Raw genomic sequence first — 16797 nt, forward strand, 5'->3', positions numbered from 1 at the left:
CGTGTTGTCCTCCCGTTACTCTGGGTTGTCCGCGAGGGATCTCGCCGCCCGGACGCAGTGGGCGAGCGCCTGGCGTGCGTACGCGGGGGAAGCGCCCGCCAGACCGCACGCCGGGGTGAGGGTGACCGCCTCCGTGAGCAACCCCGGATGCAGCCCCAGCCTGCGCCACAGCGTCCTGACACCCATGACGCTACCGGCAGGGTCTGACAATGGGCCGTCCGTGCCCGGCACGACACCGGCGAACAGCCGCGTGCCGCCCTCGACGGCCTCGCCGATCGCGTCGTCGTCACGCTCGGTGAGGAGCGAGAAATCGAAGGAGACGGCGTCCGCGCCGGCCCTCCGCAGCAGGGCGAACGGCACGTCGGGAGCGCAGGAATGGACGACGACCGGGCCGTCGCCGTGCACGCCGACGACGTCCCGCACGGTGGCCTCGACGACCTGGCGGTCCACGGCGCGGTGGGTGCGGTAGCCGCTGGCGGTGCGGACCTGGCCGCGCAGGACGGCGGTGAGCGAGGGCTCGTCGAGCTGGAGGACGAGGCGGGCGCCGGGGACACGGCGCCGCACCTCGGCGAGGTGGAGCCGCAGGCCCTCGGTGAGGGATGCGGCGAGGTCGCGGCAGGCACCGGGGTCGGAGAGCGCGGCCTCGCCGTTCCTCAGCTCCAGGGCGGCGGCGAGCGTCCAGGGGCCGACGGCCTGCACCTTGAGGTCGCCCTCGTAGCCCTGGGTGAACTCCTCCAGGGCGTCCAGATCCTCGCCCAGCCAGGACCGGGCCCGCTTGGTGTCCCGGCCCGGCCGGTCGCCGATCCGCCAGCCGCTGGGCTCCACGCGCGCGTACAGCTCGACCAGCAGGCCGGCACTGCGGCCGATCATGTCGGCGCCCGGCCCGCGCGCGGGCAGTTCGGCGAGGTACGGAAAGTCCTCGAAGCTGCCGGTGACCGTCTTGGCCGCTTCCCTGGCGTCCCCGCCGGGCATGGATCCGACGCCGGTGGCCGCGGGGAACCTGAACTGGGTGTTCTCACTCACTCCGGCAGGGTATGCCGTGGACCGTCGACGGGGCTGCGCCCCCTGGAGCATGTGAGGTGCCGCTCCAGGAACGCCCTCAGCCCCTCCGGGTCCGCCACCGTCAGGTTGTTGCGGAAGCGGCCACGCTCCCAGGAGACGTCGGTGCCGCCGTGGAGGCTTCCCCTGCCGATGAACTCGGCGTCGGCGTCCAGCAGGGCCAGTGTGGGGCTGCCCGGACAGCGGCAGATGTCGCCCGTGAAGTCGCCGGTGGCGGTGAGTGCGCGCAGCTCCGCCAGGCCGCCCCGGGCGAAGACCTCGCCCGCGACCGGTCGTTCGAGGAGCGGGGTGCCGAGGTCGGGGCCGCCCAGGATCAGCGCGGCCTCGGTCCGGGACCAGACATCCGCCAGCCAGGCCCGGACCGTGCCGGCGTCCGCGGCCCCGGAGGTCATCGGCCCGGTCGCACCGTCAGGTCGTTGACCTCCGCGTCCCTCGGCAGGTCCAGGGACATGAGGATCGTCGTGGCCACGGACTCGGGGTCGATCCACTGCCCGGCGTCGTAGTCCTTGCCCTCCTGCTGGTGCACCTTCGCCTGCATGGGGCTCGCCGTGCGGCCGGGGTAGACCGAGGTGACGCGGACGCCGTTCGCGTGCTCCTCCTGGCGCAGGGAGTCCGCCAGGGCCTTCAGTCCGTGCTTCGAGGCGGCGTACGCGGACCAGTTGGCGTGGGCGTTCAGGCCGGAGCCGGAGTTGACGAAGAGCACGTGGCCGCGGGCGGCACGCAGCTGGGGCAGGAAGTGCCGGGTCAGCTCGGCGGGCGCGATCAGGTTGACGTTGAGCTGGTGGTGCCAGGACTTGGGGGTCAGCTCGCCGACCCCGCCGAGGTCGACGACCCCGGCGACGTGCACGAGGGAGTCCACGCGGTCGGGCAGGGTCTGGTGCGAGAACGCCCAGGAGAGGCGGTCCGGGTCGGCGAGGTCGCCCACCAGCGTGCGGGCGCCGGGGAACTGCGCCGCCAGTTCCTTGGCGCGGCCCGCGTCGCGCGCGTGGAGGACGAGTTCGTCCCCGCGCGCGTGCAGACGGCGGGCGACGGCGGCGCCGATGCCGGAACCGGCACCGGTGATCACATGTGTAGCCATGCCCGCCATGCTCGCATCAGTGGCCGCCCGGCCCCGCGGCGGTGGCTCATGTCGCGGACTCCAGGTGGGCCAGCGCGGCGGCCGGCTCGCCGGCGAAGAACATCAGCTCGGCCAGCGGACGCGGCAGGAAGCCCTCGGCCTCCATGCGGCGGAACTGCGTCTCCAGGCCGTCGTAGAAGCCCGCGGTGTTCAGCAGGACGACCGGCTTGTCGGTGCGCCCGTGCTTCTTCAGCTCCAGGATCTCCGTGGCCTCGTCCAGCGTGCCGGTGCCGCCCACCATGATCACCACGGCGTCGGCCTTCTCCAGCAGCAGCCGCTTGCGCTCGGCGAGGTCGGGGGCGATGACCATCTCGTCGGCGCCGGGCCGCGCCTTGTTCGCGAGGAACTCCACGGAGACGCCCAGCAGCCTGCCGCCCGCCTCCTGCACGCCGTCGGCGACGACCTTCATCAGACCGGCGTCGGAGCCGCCCCAGACCAGCGTGTGGCCGGCCCTGCCGAGCAGTTCCGCGAACTCGCGCGCGGGGCGCGTGTACCGCTCGTCGAGGTCGGCGGCGGACAGGAAGACACAGATGTTCATGGCCCCTACCGTACGCGGGCCGATCGCGGGCCGTGCCCGGGAAGAACCGGGCGTCCTGCGGTGCTGAACGGACATGGCCGAAGGACACACCATCACCATCGAGCAGGGCGAGCGGCACGTGCGCGTGGTGCACGCGGACCTGGTGCTCGCGGAGACCGACCGACCCCTGGTGCTGCGCGAGACGGGCTGTCCCCCGCGGTACTACATCCCCGCCGAGGACGTACGCCTCGACCTGCTGACCCCCTCCGACACCCACACCGTCTGCCCCTTCAAGGGCACGGCGTCCTACTGGTCGCTGGCCGACGCGCCGGACCTGGTCTGGGCGTACCCGGACCCGAAGCCGGACGTGGCCGCCATCAAGGACCACTACTGCTTCTACGAGCCCGAAGTGTCATGATCTGCGCGGCACCGACGTGTCGTGAGCGATGAGTACCGGCCGGTGCGGCAGTCTGCACCGGCATGGGCAAGAAGACGACGTCACGCGACGGCACCGCCCTCGCGTACGAAGTGACGGGCCAGGGGCCCGTGGTGATCCTGGTGAGCGGCGCGATGTCCACCGGGGGCACCGTGGCGCCCCTGGCCGCGCGGCTCGCGGACCGCTGCACGGCCGTGGTCTACGACCGCCGGGGCCGCGGGGCGAGCGACGACACGGCGCCGTACGCGGTCGCGCGCGAGGTCGAGGACCTGGCCGCGCTGATCGACGCCGTCGGCGGGGACGCCGCGCTGTTCGGGGTCTCCTCGGGCGGCGCGCTGGTGCTCCGGGCGGCGGCGAGCGGGCTGCCGGTGCGCCGGGTGGCCGTGTACGAGGTGCCGTACGCCGACTTCCTCAAGGGCGGGGCCGAACAGGAGGCCGCGTACAAGCGGGCCCTGACCGAGGCTCTCGCGGCCGGCCGGCGCGGGGACGCGGTGGAGCTGTTCCTGCGGCTGACGGGCCTCGGCGAGGAGATGATCCGGGGCGCCCGCAACGCGCCGATGTGGGCCGGCATGGAGGCCGTCGCGCCGAGTCTCGCGTACGACGACACGGTCATGGGCGACGGGCTGCTCCCGCGGCAGGAGCTCGCCGCGATCTCCGTGCCCGTGCTGTCCGTCGCGGGCGGGGCGAGTCCGGCCTGGATGCGCGAGGCGTCCCTCGCGGTCGCCGGCACCGTGCCCCGGGGCTCCCACCGGGTCCTGGAGGGGCAGACCCACATGGTGGAGCCGGAGGTGCTGGGACCGGTGCTGGCGGACTATTTCACGGGCCCGGGCCAGGCCTAGACCCGTGAGGGACGTAGTACCGGAGAGCTACAGCGCGCCGGCCGTCGCGCGCGTGGTCGTCGCGATCGTCGCCGAGCCCACGACGCGCGTGCCGTCGTACAGGACGATCGCCTGGCCGGGGGCGACGCCGCGGACCGGCTCGGTGAAGGTCACGCGCAGTTCGCCGTCGACCGGCTCGGCGGTGGCCTCGGTCTCGCCGCCGTGCGCGCGCAGCTGGGCGGTGTAGGTGCCGGGGCCGGTGGGCGCGGTGCCGCACCAACGGGGCTTGATCGCGGTCAGGCCCACCACGTCCAGGGCGGCGGCCGGGCCGACGGTGACCGTGTTGGTCACCGGGGAGATGTCGAGGACGTAGCGCGGCTTGCCGTCGGGCGCGGGCGTGCCGATCCGAAGGCCCTTGCGCTGGCCGATGGTGAAGCCGTACGCGCCCTCGTGGGTGCCCAGCCTGGTGCCGGACTCGTCGACGATGTCGCCCTCGGCCTTGCCGAGCCGTCCGGCGAGGAAGCCCTGGGTGTCGCCGTCGGCGATGAAGCAGATGTCGTGCGAGTCGGGCTTCTTGGCGACGGCGAGGCCCCGGCGCTCGGCCTCGGCGCGGATCTCGTCCTTGGTGGTGACCGTGTCGCCGAGCGGGAACAGGGCGTGGGCGAGCTGCTTCTCGTCGAGCACACCGAGGACGTACGACTGGTCCTTGGCCATGTCGGAGGCGCGGTGCAGCTCGCGGTTGCCGTCCTCGCCCATGATCACCTTCGCGTAGTGACCGGTGCAGACGGCGTCGAAGCCGAGGGCGAGCGCCTTGTCGAGCAGCGCGGCGAACTTGATCTTCTCGTTGCAGCGCAGGCACGGGTTGGGGGTGCGGCCGGCCTCGTACTCGGCGATGAAGTCCTCGACGACGTCCTCGCGGAAGCGGTCGGCGAGGTCCCAGACGTAGAAGGGGATGCCGATGACGTCGGCCGCGCGGCGGGCGTCGCGTGAGTCCTCGATGGTGCAACAGCCCCGCGCGCCGGTGCGGAAGGACTGCGGGTTCGCGGACAGCGCGAGGTGGACGCCGGTGACGTCGTGCCCGGCTTCCGCGGCGCGCGCGGCGGCGACGGCGGAGTCGACTCCGCCGGACATGGCGGCGAGGACACGGAGGGGGCGCTGCGGGGTCTCAGTCATAGCTCCTCCAGGGTACGGGCCCCGGGAGGCGACTCCGTAAAAAATCAAGGCCCAGACCCCTTGCGTGCGATTCGGACCGATTTATCCTGGTATCAGACCTACGAGACGAGTGAGGGAGTCCAAGCGGAGTAGCCGACTTCAGCGAGAGATACAGGATCTCCCTTCACCGAGAGGTACGAGATCTCCGCTGGTGCCGACGTCGACGCTCGGGCTGAGAGGCCGGAAGGTCGCAAGGACTGGACCGGAAGGCGACCCCCAGCTACCTGATCCGGACAATACCGGCGAAGGGAACCCGCCTCGTAGGTCGCTTCATGTCCCGGCGCCGGTGCGCAACGCCCCGGCGCCGATGTGATCTCCCGACCCGGACCTGCGGATTTCTCAGCTCAGGCCCGCGGCGCGTGCCCGTTCCACCGCCGGGCCGATCGCCTTGGCCACCGCCTTCACGTCCGCCTCCGTCGAGGTGTGCCCGAGCGAGAAGCGCAGGGTGCCGCGGGCCAGCTCCGGATCGGTGCCGGTGGCCAGGAGCACATGGCTGGGCTGGGCGACGCCCGCCGTGCAGGCGGAGCCGGTGGAGCACTCGATGCCCTGGGCGTCCAGCAGGAGCAGCAGGGAGTCGCCCTCGCAGCCGGGGAACGTGAAGTGGGCGTTGGCCGGAAGTCGCCCCTCGGGTGCCGGGTCGCCGCCGAGGATCGCGTCCGGTACGGCGTCGCGCACCGCGTCGGCCAACCGGTCGCGCAGCGCGCCGACTTCGCGGGAGAACGCCTCGCGCCGCGCGGCGGCGAGCCGGCCGGCGACGGCGAAGGAGGCGATGACGGGGACGTCGAGGGTGCCGGAGCGGACGTGGCGCTCCTGGCCGCCGCCGTGCAGGACGGGCACGGGGGTGTACTCGCGGCCGAGCAGCAGCGCGCCGACGCCGTACGGGCCGCCGACCTTGTGGCCGGACACGGTCATCGCGGCGAGGCCGGAGGCGGCGAAATCCAGCGGGACCTGGCCGAAGGCCTGGACCGCGTCGGAGTGCAGCGGGATGCCGAACTCGGCGGCGACATCGGCGAGTTCACGGATCGGCAGGATCGTGCCGATCTCGTTGTTGGCCCACATCACCGTCACCAGGGCGACGTCGTCGGGATTGCGGGCGATGGCCTCGCGCAGCGCCTCGGGGTGGACGCGGCCGTAGGAGTCGACGGGGAGGTACTCGACCGTCGCGCCCTCGTGTTCGCCGAGCCAGTGCACGGCGTCGAGGACGGCGTGGTGCTCGACGGGGCTGGACAGCACCCGGGTGCGGGCCGGGTCGGCGGCGCGGCGGGACCAGTACAGGCCCTTGACGGCGAGGTTGTCGGCCTCGGTGCCGCCCGAAGTGAAGACGACCTCGCTGGGGCGGGCGCCCAGCGCTTCCGCGAGGGTTTCGCGGGACTCCTCGACGGTACGGCGGGCCCGGCGGCCGGCCGCGTGCAGGGAGGAGGCGTTGCCCGTGATGCTCAGCTGGGCGGTGAGTGCCTCTGCCGCCTCCGGGAGCATGGGGGTTGTCGCGGCGTGGTCGAGGTAAGCCATGGTGCCCTGATTCTACGGGCCCCCATCGGTCCGCCTCGGCCCCGGATGCGCCAAGCCGTGCGCGCACCCCGGCTCGGGGTCGAGGCGCCCGGCACCGCCGGCCGTCGTCCCCCTCCGGGATCCGGGCTCTGGACCCTGGGGCCTACAGGCTCCAGGACACCGTGTGGCTCAGCTGCATCGACAGGACCAGGACCACCAGGTCCGCGACGCCCAGGGCGAGGCCCAGCCAGGCGCGGCCGCGGCGGACGGTGCCCCGCCACAGGGAGACCGCGGCCAGGACGATGGCGATCGGGCCGAGGAAGATGTTGAGGACGAGCAGGCCGAGCAGGCCGAGGATGAAGGACGCCACGGCCATGCCGTCGGCGTCGCGCGGTCCCCGCCGGGTGTCGGTGCCGCTCGTGACCGGTGCGGTGAGTTGCATGATGCTCAAGCTCCAGGAAGTCGTGGCGGACGGTCAGTTGGCCTGTGTGCGGCGCCGGCGGCCGATGCGCTCGCGGATCGCGAAGACGCCGAGCCAGACGGCGATGACGGCGGCGATGAGGGCGGTGACGGTCAGCGGCGCGTGGGCGACGGTGCCCAGCACGACGCCGAAGAGCATGAGTGCGGCGACGAGGAACAACATGGGATCAGATCCCCCCTCCGGGATGCCTCGCGTCGGCCCGGTCCGGGCCGGCGTGGGGCCGGTGTGAAGTTTGGGTGAACAGTTGTAGTAACAGTTGTTCACTGACTTAGAGTCTAGCGCCTCCCGCGGCTTTTCAATTCCAGAGAACAGTTGTTAACTGGATGACATGAGTCACACCCTCGGCATCCGGCAGGCGCAGAAACAGAAGACCCGGCAGGCGTTCCTCGACGCCGCGCTCGCGCTGCTGGAGGAGCAGAGCCTGAGCAGCCTGGGTCTGCGGGAGGTCACCCGTGCCGTCGGTGTCGCCCCGACCGCCTTCTACCGGCACTTCCGCTCGACCGCCGACCTCGGGGTGGCGCTGGTCGACGAGGCGCTGGGCAGCCTGCACCCGATGGTGCGGACGACGGTGTCGACGGCGGGCGGCAGCGAGGAGCGGATCATCCGCGCCATCGAGCTGATCTCGCACCACGTGGACACCCACCCCGCGCACGTCCGCTTCATCGCGCGCGAGCGGCACGGCGGGGTCCAGCCGGTGCGGGAGGCCATCCGGGACCAGCTGGAGCGGTTCGCCGAGGAGGTGAAGGCCGAGCTGGCCAAGGACCCGGAGGCCGCGGGCTGGAACGACGACGACCTGCTGATGCTCGCGCACCTCTACGTCGACCAGATGCTCATCACCGCCTCCCTGTTCCTGGAGGCGCAGGAGGCTCCGGCCGAGCAGCGGGAGCGGGTCACCCGGCTCGCGCGGCGGCAGCTGCGGCTCATCACCGTCGGCCGCAGCCACTGGCTCGACTGAGCGGACGCACACGAACGGCGGGGGCGGCACGCCCGATGCGCGCCGCCCCCGCCGCCGTACGGCCGTCAGCCCTGCCGGGCCCCGCCCCCCGTTCCGCCCGCCGCCCGGATCGCCGCCGCCCTGACCGCCACCGGGTGCGCCCTGCCCGCCGGGTCCACCGCCCGGCCTGCCCGAGACGGCGCCCGGTCGGCATCTCCGACGGCGTCCCGGACGGCGCCGTACACGCCTGCCGCCCGCCGGAGTCGCCACCGCCGGAGGACGACGAGGACGACGACGAGTCGCCCGCTCCGCACGCGGCGGCAGCAGCGGGGAGAGCGCCGGCAGGGCGACGGCGGGGGCGAGACGGGTGCGCTTCATGAGGACCAGCTCCGGTGAGGATGAGGGTTTCCTGAGAGCCGCACTCAACCAACGCTGTCTTGGCGGCACTTGGGCCCCTCCTGTCCGCCCGCTGTCGATCCGGCGTCACGGGCCCTGCTGGTACAGGGCCGTGACGCAGCGGGCACCGGCCAGCAGCTCCGCGCGCGCCTCGGGCGGGCCGAGGACCTCCACCTGGTCGGAGTAGGCGAGGAGTTGACGCACGGCGCGGAGCACCGGGTACCGGAGCCGGACCGTGACCCACTCCCCCGTGCCGTCGTCGTCGGACACGGCGGTCAGCTCGGCGGCCGCCATCCGCCGGAACAGATCCAGCAGGGCCCGCCGGACCCGTGCGGTGACCTCGATCCCGCCGTCCCGCTCCTCCACCTGGCGGCGCAACACCTCCCAGACGTCGGCGAGTTCGACCCCGGCCCGGCGCCGCACGCCGTCGTCGAGGAGCCGGGCCGAGCGGACCCGGTCGGCCCGGAACAGCTGCGGGCGGCCGCGCCGGTCGGCGACCAGGTACCAGACCCCGGCCTTGGCGACCAGGCCGTACGGGTCCACGGTGTACGTCCGCGGCTCCTGATCCCCGCTGTGCCGGTAGCGCAGGCGCAGGCGCCGGTCGGAGAAGGCCGCGTCCTGGAGGGCCGCCAGGTCCGCCGCCTGCCGGGGTCCGCCGCGCCAGCGGGTGGCGTCGACCAGGATGCGCCGGCTGGTCAGCTCGGCGGCGGGCCGGTGCGGCGCCGGGAGCGCGGCCATCACCTTGCGCAGGGCCGAGCCGAGGGCCGCGTCGAGGCCGAGCGCGGCGTGGGCGCCCTGGGCGGCGAGGATGAACAGGGCGCGGGACTCGTCGGCGGTCAGTCCGGTGACGTCGGTGCGGAAACCGGCGAGGAGTTCGATGCCGCCGTGCCGGCCGCGCTCGGCGTACACCGGGACACCGGAGGCCGACAGCGCCTCGATGTCGCGGTAGACGGTGCGGACCGACACCTCCAGCCGGCCGGCGAGTTCGCGCGCGGGGACCCGGCCCCGGGTCTGGAGGAGCAGCAGGATCGACAGCAGCCGGTCGGACTTCACACGGTCAGCGTGCAGCGCGATCCGGCCGGACACAAATGTTGACGGTTTCTGTCAGGTTATCGGGGGAAGCTCGGTTCACCGAACGGCACACGGCCGCAGCGGCCGAGGCACCCCGAGAAAGAGGACCCCCCATGACCACCACCGGCTTCACCGACCCCCGCCCCGTCTACGTCCGCGCCACCGAGCAGGCGGCCGAGCTGATCCGGTCCGTACGGCCCGCCGACCTGGCCCGCCCGACGCCGTGCAGCGAGTACGACGTACGCGCCCTGCTCGGCCACGTCGTGGGCGGCACCCTGCGGATCGCGGTGGTCGGCGAGGGCGGCGACGGGCTCGCGGTCGTCCCGGCCCTCGAAGGCGTCGAGGACGACGGCTGGGCGGCCGCCTACGACGAGGTCAGGACCCGCGTGCTCAAAGCGTGGGAGAGCGACGAGCGGATGACGACGCCCGCGCGCGTGCCCTGGGGCGAGGTGCCGGGTCACGCGGCGCTCGCGGGCTATGTGATGGAGATCGTCACCCACACCTGGGACCTCGCCGAGAGCCTCGGCCGGCCCTGTCGGCTCGATCCGGACCTGGCCGAGTTCGCGCTCGGCGTCGCCCGCGCCGTGCTGCCCGACTCCCGCCCCCGCGACGTCGCGTCCCCCTACGCCGCCGACCGCGAGCCCCCCTTCCGCACCCGCCGCCCGGCCCCCGGCGACGCCGGCCCCTACGAGGAACTGGCCGCCTGGCTGGGCCGCGAGCCGCTCGACCGGTCCTGACACGTCGCGGACCCGTTCACCGGGTCGCCGGGCAGACGGGGGTCCGCCGGCGTCCAGCCCACCGGTCCGACAAGGCGCACGTTCACGGGGGGGCGACGCGGTCCGCGCACGGCGGACGCGCTGCTCAGCCCAGCCGGACGCGGGCGAGCTGGCGGGACTGGGCGACCAGGCGGTCCTCGCTGTCCCAGACCTCGGCGTCCTCCTCCAGGAAGCCGCCGGCCAGGTTGCGGGTGGTGATGGCGACCCGCAGCGGGCCCGGGGCCGGGCGGTGGCGCACATGGACCGTGAGTTCCACCGTGGGGACCCATCCCTTCAGGCCGATCTCGAAGGCGGTGGGCGGCAGCGCGTCCACCGTCAGCAGCAGCGAGAGGGGGTCCGCGTCGCGGCCGTCGGCCAGGCCGAACCAGGCGCGCATCTCCCCCTTGCCGGAGGGGGCGCCCAGGGCCCAGCCGAGGGTCGACGGGTCCAGCTTGAGCATCAGCCGGTCGGCGATCGCCGAGCTGCCCTCGACAGGGGCGGGCCCGTCCTCGGGGCCGAAGCACTGCTCCAGCGGCGGAATGGCGGGCGGCTTCGCCGTCGTACGGACGTCGTCGGGAAGGTCGGCGAGGTCGCCGTAGGAGGCGAGGACGCGGATGCGTTCGACCTCGTTGCCGTGGTCGTCGTACTGGTAGAGGGAGGCCTGGCCGGTGGAGAGCGTGCGGCCGGTGCGCACCGTCTCGGTGCGGACGACCGCCGGGCCGGGGTGCGAGGCGGTCAGATAGTGCGCGGTGATGGTGAAGGGGTCCGGGTGCGGCAGGGTGTCGGCGAGGGCCCGGCCGAGCACGGCCAGCAGGTAGCCGCCGTTGACGGCGCTGATGATGGTCCAGCCGGCCGAGAGGTCGATGTCGTAGACGCCGGGCGCGCGCCGGGTGACGGCGGTGTCGCGGTCGAACTCGCCGGCGCCGATCACGGCGGGGGCGGCAGGTGCGGAGGCTCCTTCTGGCATGGGTGAACGGTACAACAGAAAACTACTAAGCGGTAGCTTTGTCGGAAGCCCCGCCAGTGCGCCGTTTCCCTGTCGGCCATCCGGGTGAGCTTCGGGCAATTTCTCGGTAAGCGCCCGGAGACGTCCACAACCCCTGGCCCCTGATTCCCCTCTATGGGGACATGAGCCTCACCGGGACTCCGTTCCTCTACACGACCATCGTGCTGGCCGTGGTTGCACTGATACTGCCGCTCGCCTTCTGGTCGCGGGTGCGCGGGCCCAAGGCCCTGCGCGCCGCGGCCCGCGTGCTGATGCTGCTCTTCGCCCAGGGCACCGCCATCACCCTTGTCTTCGTGTTGGTCAACAACTCCAACAACCTCTACGACAACTGGGCCGACCTGTTCGGCACGGGCAACCACGTCCAGCAGGCCGCGAACCTCGGCGCCGACGGCACCGGCGGCATCGCGTACAAGAAGCTGCCCAAGGTGCAGCAGAAGTTCACCCAGGCCGACGGTCCCGGTATGCACGCGGCCGGCGGGGTCAAGGTCACCCAGCTCAAGGGCCGGGTGTCGGGCGTGAGCGCCGAGGTCTACGTCTGGCTGCCGCCGCAGTACGACGACCCGGCCTACAAGGACAAGAAGTTCCCGGTCGTCGAGCTGCTGTCGGGCTACCCGGGCTCGGCGAAGGCCTGGTTCGGGTCCATGAAGGCGCACGAGCAGCTGGAGCCGCTCATGAAGAGCGGCCAGGTCGCCCCCTTCATCCTGGTGGCCCCGCGCACGAACCTGATCGCCAAGATCGACACCGGTTGCGCCAACATCCCCGGCACCGTGAACGCGGACACCTGGCTGAGCATCGACGTACCGAAGATGATCAACGACAACTTCCGCGCCGAGTCCGCGCCGGACGGCTGGGCCGTGGCCGGCTACTCGGCCGGCGCCCACTGCGCGGCCAAGCTGGCCGTCGCCCACCCCGACCGCTACCGGGCCGCCATCAGCCTCTCCGGCTACAACGACCCGATCGGCGAGCGCAACTCGCTGGCCGCGGGGAGCGAAGAGCTGCGGCGGGCCAACAACCCCTACTACATCCTGAAGAACGCCCCCACCCCGCCGAAGATCGCCATGTACATCTCCGGCGAGAACGGCGACGGCTACCAGGCCGGTGTGGCGCTGGAGCAGATCGCGAAGCCGCCGACGTACGTACGCGTGGTGTTCCTGCCGCGCAGCATGGGCGGGCACTCGATGGCGCTGTGGCGGCCGCAGGTGCCGACGGTCTTCGAGTGGCTGACCGCGGAGATGACCGGGCACAGCAGCGCCCCCCGGCACACCCGCACGCCGAGCCCGCTCAGTCCTCTGACACCGTCGAGCGGCGGTTCCAGGCGCGCGGAGCTCGCCAGTGGTAGCGCATCGCGAGCAGGCGCAGCACGAAAGCCGTGACGACCGCGAGTCCGCTGGTGTACGGGTTCAGCGCGCCGTAATGGATGCACAGCACCACCATCGTGGCGCCGACGATCGCTGGGACCGCGTAGAGGTCGCGGTCCCAGCGCAGCAGTGACGGCACCTCGTTGGCCAGCACGTCCCGCAGGACGCCGCCGCCGACGGCGGTGGCGAGGCCCAGCGTCGCCGACGCGGTCAGGTTGAGGCCGTAGCTGTACGCCTTCGTCGTGCCGGTGACACAGAACAGGCCGAGGCCGGCCGCGTCGAAGACGAGCACCGCTCGCTGGATCCGCTCCACGTGCGGATGCAGGAAGAAGACGACGAGCGCGGCGAGCAGCGGGGTGACGAAGTACCCGAGGTCGGTGAAGGCGGCCGGGGGTACGGCCCCGATGATCAGGTCGCGGAACAGCCCCCCGCCCAGCGCGGTGACCTCGGCGAGGACGCCGATGCCGAACACGTCGAAGTTCTTCCGGACGGCCAGCAGCGCGCCGGAGATCGCGAACACGAAGATGCCGATGACGTCCAGGGTGTGCTGGACGGAGGGACTGAAGAGAGGCTGGAGCTGCACCCGGACATTCTCGCCTGCCGGGCCGCATGAACCTTACAAAGAAAGGCTCACAGGGTGACATCCCTGTGAGCCTTTCCTACTGAGGTGCCCTTACCTGTCGGTCGAGCCGTCCTCGGCCGACGTCTCGCCCGACTCTTCGGACGACGTCTCGCTCGACTCCTCGCTCGGCTCCTCGGCCCCGGTGGCCTCCTCGGAGCCCACCTCACCCTCGGCGACCGCCGTGGCCAGCGCCTCCGAGGTCTGGGCCGACTCGGCCAGCACCTCGTCGGCGACCAGCTCGGCGGCCTCCTTCGCGGCCGTCAGCAGGACGGTGTCCTGCGGCGCCTGGTCCTCGAAGTTCTCGGGGTGGTGGCAGGCGACGCGCTGGCCCGGCCGCAGCTCCACGAGCCGGGGCTCGGTCGTCTTGCAGATCTCCGTGGCCTTCCAGCACCTGGTGTGGAACCGGCAGCCGCTCGGCGGGGAGATCGGCGAGGGGACGTCGCCCTTGAGCAGGATGCGCTCGCTCTTGGCGTTCTTCCGCTTCGGGTCCGGGATCGGCACCGCGGACATGAGCGCCTTGGTGTACGGGTGCATCGGCGTCTTGTACAGCAGGTCCCGGTCGGCGAGCTCGACGATCTTGCCGAGGTACATGACCGCGATCCGGTCCGAGACGTGCCGGACGACCGAGAGGTCGTGCGCGATGATCACGTACGTCAGGCCCAGTTCCTCCTGGAGGTCGTCCATGAGGTTCACGACCTGTGCCTGGATCGACACGTCCAGCGCGGAGACCGGCTCGTCGGCGACGACCAGCTTCGGCTTCAGCGCGAGCGCGCGGGCGATGCCGATGCGCTGGCGCTGACCGCCGGAGAACTCGTGCGGGTAGCGGTTGTAGTGCTCGGGGTTGAGGCCGACCACCGACAGCAGCCGCTGCACCTCCTTCTTGATCCCGCCCTCCGGCTCGACACCCTGGAGCCGGAACGGGGCTCCGACGATGGTGCCGATGGTGTGGCGCGGGTTCAGCGAGGAGTACGGGTCCTGGAAGATCATCTGCACGTCGCGGCGCATGGGGCGCATGCCGCCCACGCCGAGGTGCGTGATGTCCTTGCCCTCGAACTCGATCGTGCCCGCGGTCGGTTCGAGCAGCCGGGTGATCAGCCGGCCCATCGTCGACTTGCCGCAACCCGACTCGCCCACGACGCCGAGGGTTTCCCCGGAGCGGACCTCGAAGTCAAGGCCGTCGACCGCGCGCACAGCACCGACCTGCCGCTGGAGCAGGCCCTGCTTGATGGGGAAGTGCTTCTGCAGGCCGGTCACCTTCAGCAGGGTCTCACCGGGCGCGGCGTCCTTGCTGAGGGTGGCCGCGCCGGCGGCCTTCACCTCTTTGTCCTCTGCGTTCTCACTCACAGCTTCGGCGCAATCTCTTCGGTCCAGATCCGTTCCCGCTGCTCCTGCGACATATGGCAGGCGGCCCAGTGCTTGCTCCCGACCTCGGTCAGCTCGGGGCGGACCGTGCGGGTCACGTTGTCCTTCGGGACGTCGGCGTACGGGCAGCGCGGGTTGAAGGCGCAGCCGGACGGGATGTTGATCAGCGAGGGCGGGGAGCCCTTGACCGGGATCAGGCGCTCCTGCTGGTCGCGGTCCAGACGCGGCATCGAACCGAGCAGCCCCCAGGTGTAGGGGTGGCGGGGCTCGTAGAACACCTTCTCGGCCGGACCGCGCTCCACGCAGCGGCCGCCGTACATCACCAGGATGTCGTCGGCCAGTTCGGCGACGACGCCCAGGTCGTGGGTGATGACGATGACCGCGGAGCCGAACTCCTTCTGCAGATCGCGGATCAGGTCCAGGATCTGCGCCTGGACCGTCACGTCGAGCGCGGTGGTCGGCTCGTCCGCGATGAGCAGCTCGGGGTTGTTCACCAGCGACATGGCGATCATGGCGCGCTGGCGCATACCGCCGGAGAACTCGTGCGGGTAGCTGTCCACCCGCTTGTCCGGCTGCGGTATGCCCACGCGGTCGAGCATCTCGATCGCCCGTTTGCGGGCGGTCTTCTTGTCGACGTCGTGGTGGATCCGGTACGCCTCCACGATCTGCGCGCCGATCGTGTAGTACGGGTGCAGCGCCGACAGCGGATCCTGGAAGATCATCGCCATGTCGCGGCCCCGGAGCCTGCGCACGTGGTCGGGGTCGGCGGACAGCAGCTCGGTGCCGTTCAGCCAGATCTCGCCGGAGATCTGCGCCTTGCGCTTGCCGTACTGGCCGGCGGTGTGCAGGCCCATGATGCCGAGCGAGGTCACGGACTTGCCGGAGCCCGACTCGCCCACGATGCCGAGGGTCTTGCCCTTCTCCAGCTGGAAGCTGAGGCCGTCGACGGACTTCACCAGACCGTCGTCGGTCGGGAAGTGCACCTTCAGGTCGCGCACTTCGAGGAAGGAGGCCGGCGCGGGCGAGGCGTCCGTGGGCTCGCCCACGGCTGCTCCGGTCTTGCTGAGTTCGGTCATGAGAGCCTCACTCGGGGGTCGATCACGGCGTACAGCACATCGACCGCGAGGTTGGCGATGAGCACCGCGAGGGAGGTGATCAGGGTGACGCCCAGGATGATCGGCAGGTCCTGGTTCTTGATGGCGGTCAGCACGGCCTGGCCGAGGCCGGGGATGCTGAACGTGGTCTCGGTGAGGATCGCGCCACCGATCAGGGCGCCGAGGTCCATGCCGAGCATGGTCAGGATCGGGGTCATCGTCGAGCGCATGGCGTGCTTGCCGATGACGACCTGCTCCTTGAGGCCCTTGGCCCGGGCGGTGCGGATGTAGTCCTCACCGAGGATCTCCAGCATGGTGGCCCTGGTGATACGGGCGTACATCGCCGCGTACAGGAAGGCGAGAGTGATCCAGGGCAGGATCATGCCGCCGAGCCAGCCGGAGAAGCTGTCGCCGATCGAGACGTACTGGCCGTTGATCCAGTTCAGTCCGTAGCTGAAGATCGCCAGCGAGAGCAGACCCGTGAAGTAGATCGGCAGCGAGACACCGCTGAGGGCGACGACCATCGCGCCGCGGTCCCACAGGCTGCCCCGCTTGAGCGCGGAGAGCACACCCGCGGCGACACCGAAGACCAGCCACAGCACGGCGGCACCGAGCGCGAGACCCAGGGTCACCGGGAAGCGGTCGGTCAGCACCGGCCAGACGGCCTGCTCGCTGCGGAAGGAGTAGCCGAAGCACGGCGCGGCACAGTGGGTGACATCGCCGCCGGCCGCGTAGGTGCGGCCCACGAAGATGCCCTTGAAGAAGTGCCAGACCTGCGAGTAGATCGGGTCGCTCAGACCCAGCTTCTCGCGCACCGCCTCGACGGCGTGCGGGTCCGCCTGCTTGCCCACGAAACTCGTGGCGATGTCCACGCCCGCCCACTTGGGGACGAGGAAGAAGATGCTGAAGACCACCAGGATGATGACCACCAGCATCACTATGGCGGCGAACAGCCGCCTGATGAGGTAAGCGAGCACAGCTAACGGCCCGCCGCGGACCGCGGGCCCCCGGAGATCTTCCGGTGGGCCCGCGGCTCGCCGCGCCGGCCTTCACCTGCCTTTCGTGCCGTTC

19 protein-coding genes are annotated in these 16797 nt (G+C 71.8%); 5 read left to right on the plus strand and 14 right to left on the minus strand.

Annotated features, from left to right (window positions below):
* Window positions 1-15: 15 nt before the first annotated feature.
* The 4 genes from BIV25_RS04230 to BIV25_RS04245 are packed head-to-tail and all read right to left on the minus strand — an operon-like array spanning window position 16 to window position 2714.
* Window positions 16-1023, minus strand: a complete 1008-nt coding sequence (locus BIV25_RS04230) for a methionine synthase (protein WP_079172976.1) — start codon at window positions 1021-1023, stop codon at window positions 16-18.
* Window positions 1020-1451 (minus strand): hypothetical protein, encoded by a 432-nt coding sequence (locus tag BIV25_RS04235; RefSeq protein ID WP_071370752.1) that lies wholly within the window; start codon window positions 1449-1451, stop codon window positions 1020-1022. The genes BIV25_RS04230 and BIV25_RS04235 overlap by 4 nt, the downstream gene beginning before the upstream one ends.
* Window positions 1448-2146 carry an SDR family oxidoreductase gene (locus BIV25_RS04240; protein WP_079176419.1) on the minus strand — a complete coding sequence of 233 codons (699 nt, stop codon included), beginning with the start codon at window positions 2144-2146 and terminating at the stop codon, window positions 1448-1450. The genes BIV25_RS04235 and BIV25_RS04240 overlap by 4 nt, the downstream gene beginning before the upstream one ends.
* Before the next feature lie 37 nt (window positions 2147-2183).
* Window positions 2184-2714 carry a TIGR00730 family Rossman fold protein gene (locus BIV25_RS04245; RefSeq protein WP_071370753.1) on the minus strand — a complete coding sequence of 177 codons (531 nt, stop codon included), beginning with the start codon at window positions 2712-2714 and terminating at the stop codon, window positions 2184-2186.
* A gap of 73 nt (window positions 2715-2787) precedes the next feature.
* On the opposite strand from BIV25_RS04245, the gene BIV25_RS04250 reads away from it, so the two are divergent.
* Both BIV25_RS04250 and BIV25_RS04255 read left to right on the plus strand, forming a co-directional pair.
* Window positions 2788-3111: a DUF427 domain-containing protein gene (locus BIV25_RS04250; RefSeq protein ID WP_071370754.1), complete on the plus strand. Its 324-nt coding sequence runs from the start codon at window positions 2788-2790 to the stop codon at window positions 3109-3111.
* A 62-nt stretch (window positions 3112-3173) separates the two neighbouring features.
* A complete protein-coding gene (locus BIV25_RS04255; RefSeq protein ID WP_071370755.1) occupies window positions 3174-3968 on the plus strand; it encodes an alpha/beta fold hydrolase in 795 nt (264 codons plus the stop codon).
* 27 nt (window positions 3969-3995) lie between these two features.
* Here the strand turns inward: BIV25_RS04255 and mnmA are convergent, their stop codons facing one another.
* The 4 genes from mnmA to BIV25_RS50765 all read right to left on the minus strand — a co-directional run bounded on the left by mnmA (window position 3996) and on the right by BIV25_RS50765 (window position 7290).
* Window positions 3996-5120: a tRNA 2-thiouridine(34) synthase MnmA gene (gene mnmA / locus BIV25_RS04260; protein WP_071370756.1), complete on the minus strand. Its 1125-nt coding sequence runs from the start codon at window positions 5118-5120 to the stop codon at window positions 3996-3998.
* Between the two features lie 378 nt (window positions 5121-5498).
* The gene (locus BIV25_RS04265; protein WP_071370757.1) at window positions 5499-6668 is read right to left on the minus strand and encodes a cysteine desulfurase family protein; all 1170 of its coding nucleotides are present in this window, start codon (window positions 6666-6668) and stop codon (window positions 5499-5501) included.
* Window positions 6669-6810: 142 nt separating this feature from the next.
* The gene (locus BIV25_RS04270) at window positions 6811-7089 is read right to left on the minus strand and encodes a DUF4190 domain-containing protein (RefSeq protein ID WP_071370758.1); all 279 of its coding nucleotides are present in this window, start codon (window positions 7087-7089) and stop codon (window positions 6811-6813) included.
* A 33-nt stretch (window positions 7090-7122) separates the two neighbouring features.
* Window positions 7123-7290, minus strand: a complete 168-nt coding sequence (locus BIV25_RS50765) for a hypothetical protein (RefSeq protein ID WP_177235150.1) — start codon at window positions 7288-7290, stop codon at window positions 7123-7125.
* Between the two features lie 166 nt (window positions 7291-7456).
* On the opposite strand from BIV25_RS50765, the gene BIV25_RS04275 reads away from it, so the two are divergent.
* A complete protein-coding gene (locus BIV25_RS04275; RefSeq protein WP_071370759.1) occupies window positions 7457-8083 on the plus strand; it encodes a TetR family transcriptional regulator in 627 nt (208 codons plus the stop codon).
* A gap of 462 nt (window positions 8084-8545) precedes the next feature.
* On the opposite strand, the gene BIV25_RS04280 is transcribed toward BIV25_RS04275, so the two are convergent.
* A complete protein-coding gene (locus BIV25_RS04280) occupies window positions 8546-9511 on the minus strand; it encodes a YafY family protein (RefSeq protein WP_071370815.1) in 966 nt (321 codons plus the stop codon).
* 131 nt (window positions 9512-9642) lie between these two features.
* Between BIV25_RS04280 and BIV25_RS04285 the strand changes: the two genes are divergently transcribed.
* On the plus strand, window positions 9643-10266 hold the full coding sequence (locus BIV25_RS04285; protein WP_071370760.1) for a TIGR03086 family metal-binding protein: 624 nt from the start codon (window positions 9643-9645) through the stop codon (window positions 10264-10266).
* Between the two features lie 124 nt (window positions 10267-10390).
* Here the strand turns inward: BIV25_RS04285 and BIV25_RS04290 are convergent, their stop codons facing one another.
* Window positions 10391-11251 (minus strand): thioesterase family protein, encoded by an 861-nt coding sequence (locus BIV25_RS04290; protein WP_071370761.1) that lies wholly within the window; start codon window positions 11249-11251, stop codon window positions 10391-10393.
* Window positions 11252-11412: 161 nt separating this feature from the next.
* On the opposite strand from BIV25_RS04290, the gene BIV25_RS04295 reads away from it, so the two are divergent.
* Window positions 11413-12663, plus strand: a complete 1251-nt coding sequence (locus BIV25_RS04295) for an esterase family protein (protein WP_071370762.1) — start codon at window positions 11413-11415, stop codon at window positions 12661-12663.
* Here BIV25_RS04295 and BIV25_RS46390 read toward each other — a convergent pair.
* The 4 genes from BIV25_RS46390 to BIV25_RS04315 form a co-directional block, all read right to left on the minus strand.
* Entirely contained in the window at window positions 12572-13231 is a 660-nt protein-coding gene (locus tag BIV25_RS46390) for a trimeric intracellular cation channel family protein (RefSeq protein WP_079176420.1), read from the minus strand. The genes BIV25_RS04295 and BIV25_RS46390 overlap by 92 nt on opposite strands.
* 90 nt (window positions 13232-13321) lie before the next feature.
* Window positions 13322-14614 (minus strand): ABC transporter ATP-binding protein, encoded by a 1293-nt coding sequence (locus tag BIV25_RS04305; RefSeq protein ID WP_071370764.1) that lies wholly within the window; start codon window positions 14612-14614, stop codon window positions 13322-13324.
* On the minus strand, window positions 14611-15708 hold the full coding sequence (locus BIV25_RS04310) for an ABC transporter ATP-binding protein (RefSeq protein ID WP_071370765.1): 1098 nt from the start codon (window positions 15706-15708) through the stop codon (window positions 14611-14613). Before BIV25_RS04310 ends, BIV25_RS04305 begins: the two co-directional genes overlap by 4 nt.
* Window positions 15705-16703, minus strand: a complete 999-nt coding sequence (locus BIV25_RS04315) for an ABC transporter permease (protein WP_071370766.1) — start codon at window positions 16701-16703, stop codon at window positions 15705-15707. Before BIV25_RS04315 ends, BIV25_RS04310 begins: the two co-directional genes overlap by 4 nt.
* Window positions 16704-16797: the final 94 nt, after the last annotated feature.

This window comes from Streptomyces sp. MUSC 14 (assembly GCF_001866675.1).
Lineage (GTDB): Bacteria > Actinomycetota > Actinomycetes > Streptomycetales > Streptomycetaceae > Streptomyces.